General features: G+C 54.8%; 6 protein-coding genes. 4 read left to right on the top strand and 2 right to left on the bottom strand.

Annotation, left to right across the window (positions count from 1 at the left end):
* Both C7534_RS32100 and C7534_RS32095 read left to right on the top strand, forming a co-directional pair.
* On the top strand, positions 1–468 hold a 468-nt coding region (locus C7534_RS32100; protein ID WP_146206235.1), incomplete at its 5' end, for a hypothetical protein.
* An 8-nt stretch (positions 469–476) separates the two neighbouring features.
* On the top strand, positions 477–884 hold the full coding sequence (locus C7534_RS32095; RefSeq protein ID WP_109788255.1) for a hypothetical protein: 408 nt from the start codon (positions 477–479) through the stop codon (positions 882–884).
* A 63-nt stretch (positions 885–947) separates the two neighbouring features.
* Here C7534_RS32095 and C7534_RS32090 read toward each other — a convergent pair whose 3' ends face one another.
* On the bottom strand, positions 948–1,334 hold the full coding sequence (locus C7534_RS32090) for a helix-turn-helix domain-containing protein (RefSeq protein WP_218278101.1): 387 nt from the start codon (positions 1,332–1,334) through the stop codon (positions 948–950).
* 99 nt (positions 1,335–1,433) lie between these two features.
* On the opposite strand from C7534_RS32090, the gene C7534_RS32085 reads away from it, so the two are divergent.
* Together C7534_RS32085 and xerC are read left to right on the top strand one after the other, a co-directional pair.
* Complete coding sequence (locus C7534_RS32085) at positions 1,434–4,499, top strand: CHC2 zinc finger domain-containing protein (protein WP_109788254.1); 3,066 nt, start codon at positions 1,434–1,436, stop codon at positions 4,497–4,499.
* 12 nt (positions 4,500–4,511) lie between these two features.
* Complete coding sequence (gene xerC / locus C7534_RS32080; protein WP_109788253.1) at positions 4,512–5,609, top strand: site-specific tyrosine recombinase XerC; 1,098 nt, start codon at positions 4,512–4,514, stop codon at positions 5,607–5,609.
* 427 nt (positions 5,610–6,036) lie between these two features.
* On the opposite strand, the gene C7534_RS32075 is transcribed toward xerC, so the two are convergent.
* Positions 6,037–6,498 carry a hypothetical protein gene (locus C7534_RS32075; protein ID WP_177412321.1) on the bottom strand — a complete coding sequence of 154 codons (462 nt, stop codon included), beginning with the start codon at positions 6,496–6,498 and terminating at the stop codon, positions 6,037–6,039.
* Positions 6,499–6,802: the final 304 nt, after the last annotated feature.

The following is a 6,802-nucleotide window of genomic DNA, read 5'->3' as shown; positions in this document are numbered from 1 at the left end:
GGTGCAAAAGGCGCAGGCAAGGCGCTGGAAACAACCAATCCTATTGTTGTGAGTGGTAGTCGGGCCATCGACAAGGCGCAGAGCTATGAAAGTGGTGTGCGTGGGATGTATGGCGGTACTACTGCATTTGAGGAACGTCAATTCAGAACAGTAGTAGATGGGAAGATTGTAAATGGTGTTGCAGACGATGTAGCTGTTATAGGCGGTAAAAAAACAGCTATCGAAGCAAAGTTCGTAGACGACTGGAGTAGCTCAATTCGAAACCCCGCGAGCCCAGCTGGTTCGAAGCCTTGGTCAGTGGCGGAGCAAACGAAAATGGTGGATCAAGCGAAGAAGTACTCTTCAGGTTTTGATGGTGGCGCCATTTATCATACGAACAGCCCAGAGTTAGCCAGTTATTATTCAAAAGTGTTTTCCGATGCCGGAGTCAAAAATTTTAAGTTCGTAATCAGTCCGACGACTAAGTGAGGCATGTAATGGGTAGTGATCGGGAGGTATTAGAACAACTTCTTGGCGGCGTAATTGAACAGCGTGGCCAGCGCTCAGTGCCAGGCTCAAACCCCGTTGAGGGGGTGGAGTTTATTTACTACGAAGATGACGGGAAGAACAAAGTAAAGAAACAATTTAATGCCCTCCTGGATTCTGCAGGCTTAATAAGGGCGACTAATGGTGGCGTTGTTTCTGACAGTTGCAAAATTTATCTGTCGGATGGCCATTTGTTTCATGCTTTGTCTTACCATGGAGACATAGAAGGTTGGCGGGAGGCAGTTGAAGCAGGGGCAAAAGCTCGTGGCTTGCTTCTTGCTCGTATAGAAGGTGATAAATTTGTTATTGCCGATGGCCGCTCAATTCCTCTGTCAGATTGCAAAATAGAGTTTTCTTGAACATTACTTATCCTCAACACCGGCCTTGCGCCGGTGTTGTTTTATTTGTGTTAGCCTTTCTTCTTAGCTGCTCGCTTGGTTGCTGCTTGTTCCCATAATCCGCGATGCCTGATACTTCAGAATCATCCCATCCAGCAGTGCCTTAATAACCGATTTCTCGGCTTCGGGCATATGGCTGACGGCCTCGAAACGCAGGCGCAAATCGTCGGACGGCCCACGTTCCCCTTCAGCAAATACCAAATCATCCAAACTGACATGCAGTGCCTGAGCAAGCCGGATTAGGGCTTCTAAGGTTGGTTGCGCCGTCCCTGCTTCATAACGTCGAATCTGATTAACGTGCACTGACGCGGTATCAGCCAGGGTTTGCTGGGTGAGATCGGCGGCCTTGCGCAGCTGGATTAGGCGTGTTGGGAAATGCATGGGTAGGAACCAGATCGTTTCGGATTCCATAACTGTATGCCCTGTCTCTGATAAGGTTTGACGTAGACACACTATAAGGTATTAAAATAAAACCTCAAACGAGCGTTGACGCATTTTGGAGAAAACCCGATGGCCCGCATCCCCGAAGCTGAACTGGAACGCCTCAAGCGCGAGGTGTCGTTGGTTCGGCTGATCCAGTCGCAGGGCCATCAGCTGCAAAAGCGCGGCAAGGATTGGGTGATGTGTTGCGTGTTTCATGACGAAAGCACCGCCAGCCTGTCGGTCTCCGACGAAAAAAACCTCTATCACTGCTTCGGCTGCGGGGCCGCTGGGTCGGTGCTCGATTGGGTGATGAAAACTCAGGGCGTGTCGTTGCCGCACGCGGTGCAATTGCTGCGCAACGACGCACCACTGGAGAACACGGAAAAAGTCGGGGTGACCCGCAGCCATGCTCGCCACCTTCCTTCTTTAGCTGCGAGCTCTTGCGCTTCTGCTGTGTCGACAGTCGAAGACGCCGCGCTGCTGCGCTCGGTCGCCGAGTTTTACCATGCCAACCTCAAGCAATCGCCCGAAGCGCTGGCCTATCTGGTTGCTCGCGGCCTGAATCATCCCGAGCTGGTCGAGCATTTCCAGTTGGGCTATGCCAATAAAACCCTGACCTACCGTTTGCCCGCTGGGCATACCTTGGCCGGTCGCCAGATGCGTCAACAATTGCAAACCTTGGGTGTGTTGCGTTCGACCGGACACGAACATTTAAACGGGTGCTTGGTCGTGCCGGTGTTGGGCTTGGAAGACGGTGCCCAGCCGGAACAGTCGGGGCGGGTGATGCAACTGTACGGGCGGCGGATGCAACCGAGTAATAAAATTCCAGCCAACCAGTCCCGGCATATGTACCTGGCCACGCCGTTGCGCGGGGTGTGGAATGAAGCGGCCTTGCGGGCCAGCCGGGAAGTGATTCTCTGCGAATCGCTGATCGACGCCATGACTTTCTGGTGTGCAGGCTTTCGCAACGTCATCAGCGCCTATGGCGTGAATGGTTTTTCCCAGGACCACTGGCAGGCCCTGAAACACCATGGCACCCAGCGCGTGGTGATTGCTTTCGACCGTGATTCAGCAGGCGACACCGCCGCCGAAAAGTTGACCGAGGAACTGCGCTCTGCCGGCATCGAGGTGTTTCGTCTGGTGTTCCCGCAAGGCCTAGACGCCAATGCCTTTGCCTTGCAGGTGGAAAGCCCAACGCAGGCACTGGGTGAGTTGATCCAACAGGCGCGGTGGCAGGGCAAAGGCACGTCGATGGCGGTCGAAGCTGAACCCTCTTTTTCTTTAGCTGCTGCGCCGCAGGCCGTTGCGGCGGTGGCTCTATTACCTGAAGTTTCAGCGTCAGAAACGACTCTGCCACCGGTGCCCGGTGTGCCGGTTTCTGAGTCGGCAGCGCTGGCCGATCAGTTCTCGGAAAACGCTCAGGGCGATCTGTTGTTGGCCGTGGCCGACCGCCGCTGGCGTGTACGCGGCTGGAAAAAGAACCTCGGCCCGGAGCAAATGCGGGTCAATGTGCAGGTGCGCCGCGAGGTCGCCGAAGAGCACGTAACGGGCCGCGAAGCGGCCTATTACGTGGACAGCTTCGACCTGTACGCGGCCAAGGCTAGATACAGTTATTTGAAGCAGGCCAGTATCGAGCTGGGTGCGCCGGAAGAAATCATCAAGCGCGATCTGGGCAAGCTGTTACTCAAGCTGGAAGGCTTGCAGGAAGCCTCAATCCAAGCGGCACTGGCCCCAAAAAATCCCACACCGACGCTGAACGCGGAGGATGAATTGGCCGCGTTGCAGCTATTGCGCGCGCCGAATCTGATCGAGCGCATCGAGGCGGATTTGACCCGTTGCGGGGTCGTTGGTGAATCCTACAACCTGCTGGCCGGGTACTTGGCGGCCGTGTCGCGCAAACTGGATCAGCCCTTGGCGGTGTTGATTCAGTCCTCCAGCGCGGCGGGTAAAAGCTCGTTGATGGACGCGGTGTTGAATCTGATGCCGGAAGAAGAACGCATCCAATACAGCGCCATGACCGGCCAGAGTTTGTTCTACCTCGGCGAAACGGATCTGCAACACAAGATCCTGGCCATCGCCGAAGAGGAAGGTGTGCGCCAAGCCGCTTACGCCCTGAAACTGCTGCAATCGGACGGCGAATTGACCATTGCCAGCACCGGCAAGGACGAAGCCAGCGGCAACTTGGTGACCAAGCAATACAGCGTCAAAGGCCCGGTGATGCTGATGCTCACCACTACCGCGATCGACGTGGACGAAGAACTGCTCAACCGCTGTTTGGTGCTGACCATCAACGAAAGCCGCGAGCAGACCGAAGCGATCCATGCCGCCCAACGCAAAAAACAAACCCTCGACGGCCTGCTGGCCGACGCCGAAAAACAGGCCATCGTCCGCCTGCATCAAAACGCCCAGCGCCTGATCAAAACCGTGGCGGTGGTCAATCCGTTCGCCGATCAGTTGACCTTCCTTTCGGATAAAACCCGCACCCGGCGTGACCACATGAAGTACCTGACGTTGATTCGCTGCATTGCCTTGCTGCATCAGCATCAACGCCCGATTCAACACGTCGAGCACCGCGGCAAGCCCTTGCCTTACATCGAAGTGATAAAAAACGACATCGTGTTGGCCAACCGATTGGCCCACGACATCCTCGGACGCACTCTGGACGAATTGCCGCCGCAAACGCGCCGTTTGCTGGAGCTGTTGCAAGGTTGGGTCGAGGCCCGCAGTCAGGTGCAGGGGCTGAAAACCAGTGAGTTTCGCTTCGGTCGCAAGGACGTGCGTGAAGCCACCGGCTGGGGGGATACCCAGTTGAAAATCCACCTGGGCCGATTGACCGAACTGGAATACCTGCTGCTGCACCGCAAGGGGCTGGCCCATGAATACACCCTGACCTATGACGGCAAGAGCGGTCACCAGCCGCACTTGATGGGCCTGATTGATGCCGACCTACTCGACAATGAATCCGCCCGGTCGGGGGAGGCAGAACGGCGGTCGGGCTCGGGTCGGGTCATGGTCGGTACTCAGTCGGACACCCTCAATTCGGCGCTAAGCCACGCGGCGTCTAGCGTTGAGGCTGAAGCGGTCGGCCTGCCTCAAAAAACACTGATCCAGCCGCCACAAAAAAACCGCTGCGCGTTGTCCAGCGCCGTCTAAGTCGAGGTGGTCATGCCGAAAAAAGGCGAGAGCAAAAAACTGCGTGTTTCGGAACAAATCATTGGCCCGCTGGGCGATCCCGGCAGCCTGTATTTTCAGATGAAACAGTTCCTGCAATACCAGCGCGAACGCAGCTACTCCGAGCGCACCGTGGGCAACCGCGAAGACTTATTGATTGCCTTCATCCGCTGGTGTGACGAGCGCGGTTTGACCCGGCCGCAAGAGATCACCCGACCGATTCTGGAGCGCTACCAGCGTCATCTTTTTCTCTACCGCAAGGCTGACGGTGAAGCGCTGTCGGCCCGTAGCCAAACGGTGCGTATCACGCCGATTCGGGTGTGGTTCAAGTGGCTGACCAAGAGCAATCGCATTCTCTACAACCCGGCGTCCGACCTCGATTTACCGAGGATGGAACAGCGTTTACCTAAGCACATCCTCAGTGGCGATGAAGCCGAACGCATCCTCAATGTGCCGGACACCCAGACCTCGACCGGCATCCGCGACCGGGCCATGTTGGAAACGCTCTACAGCACCGGCATGCGTCGCATGGAATTGATTGGCCTGAGCTGGAGTGCCATCGACTACGAGCGCGGCACGGTGATGATTCGGCAGGGCAAGGGCAAAAAAGATCGGATGATCCCCATCGGCGAGCGCGCCTTGGCCTGGATCAGCAAATACCGCGACGACGTCCGGCCACAGTTTGCGATGGCTCAGGACGATGGCACGTTGTTCCTGACCCAGCAGGGCGAAGGGTTCAGCCCCAATCGCCTGACGCAACTGGTGCGTGAGCACATCGAAAAAGCCAACATCGGCAAGCGAGGCAGTTGCCATTTGTTCCGCCACACCATGGCCACGCTGATGTTGGAGAACGGTGCCGATATTCGTTTTATTCAGGCCATGCTCGGGCATGTCAGCTTGAACACCACGCAGATCTACACCCAGGTCAGTATTCGAGCGCTCAAGGAAATTCACACCGCGACGCATCCGGCACGCTTGCAACGGCAACACTCGGCCAGCGAGACCATGGCTGAAATCCTTTCAGACGACCCCGTCACAGCCCTGTTAACCGCCTTGGACGCCGAAGCGGATGAAGAGCGCGATCAGGCCTGACAATTCCCTACAAATGCCTGACATCCCCGCAGGCCGCGCAGCGGCCTGAATCAACGGCAAAAATACAGGCGCGCCATGGATGCGCGCTTCGCTTGCGAGTCATCCACGCGAGGGCGCGAACTCCAGGCACTGGCCAACCAACCAACCAACAACCCCTCCATCAACTGGTTTCCCGCTGTGCGGGGTTTCAAAGGGGTTCCCCTTTGGCGCGGTCGATTGGTTATGAATGGCGCAGCTCATTTGTAAACAGTCGTCAACGTGCCTGTCTTTAAATTTCAGAATTCCATTACAGGACACTCAAAGGACTAATGAAAGATGCTTTCAGGTCTGTAAAAGGACATATGCAGGTCATTGCAGGACATGTACAGGACGCGTTTAGGGCAATTATTGGCTTTACTGCGAGCAGGTCTAAAAGACTCGTTAATTTTTAATCGCCATTACTCAACGCTTCCCAATCTGTGTTCTTCATAGTGTCATCACGGAGCTTTTTAAAATCAATTTGAGCCTTTGTTGTATTTTCTGGTTTACGTCCATAAATCCGATCCTCATCCGGAACAGGATTGTACTCACCAGGCTTACGCGGGTTCAGATCAGCAATATGAGCAAAAGCACTCGGCTTTGTTGTGGTGGTTAGTACTGTTTTTATTATTGGAGGAGGTGCAATGGGCAATTTGGTTTTCTGACGGATTCGATATAAAGCCTTTTCGAAGGATTGCATGCTCAATGTGAATCCATCTTGGTGCAGGGCATCCAGAACAGCTTGCCGGCTCACACCAGATCGTAGGGCATTCTCGATGTGAACGAATATGGCACGCAACCGAGCAGTTTGACTCTTGCTGGCATGAGCAGCGGCCATTGAGTCCAGGGTTTCCACCAGCGTTTTAGACATTTCAGATCCTCATAATCATCTCGAGACGAGCTTACACCAGTTAAAAACAATAATTGGTCTAAAAGTGTCCTGTATGCGTCCTGTAATTGCCCTTAGTTAGGGGTGTTTCTAGCCTGTATATGCCCTCTCATGTCCTTTGTTAGACCTTAAGGTGTCATAAACTAGTCCTATCAATGTCCTGTGGGTGTCCTGTGCGGGAATACTGAATTTTAAAAACAGGCACGTTACCGACTGTCTACAAATGAGCTGCGCCATTCGTAACCAGTCGACCGTACCAAAGGGGAAACCCCTTTGAACCCCAAAG

Origin of the sequence: Pseudomonas sp. OV226 (genome assembly GCF_003148705.1) — a bacterium.
Taxonomy (GTDB): Bacteria; Pseudomonadota; Gammaproteobacteria; order Pseudomonadales; family Pseudomonadaceae; genus Aquipseudomonas.
This window is presented reverse-complemented; position numbering and strand designations above follow the sequence as displayed.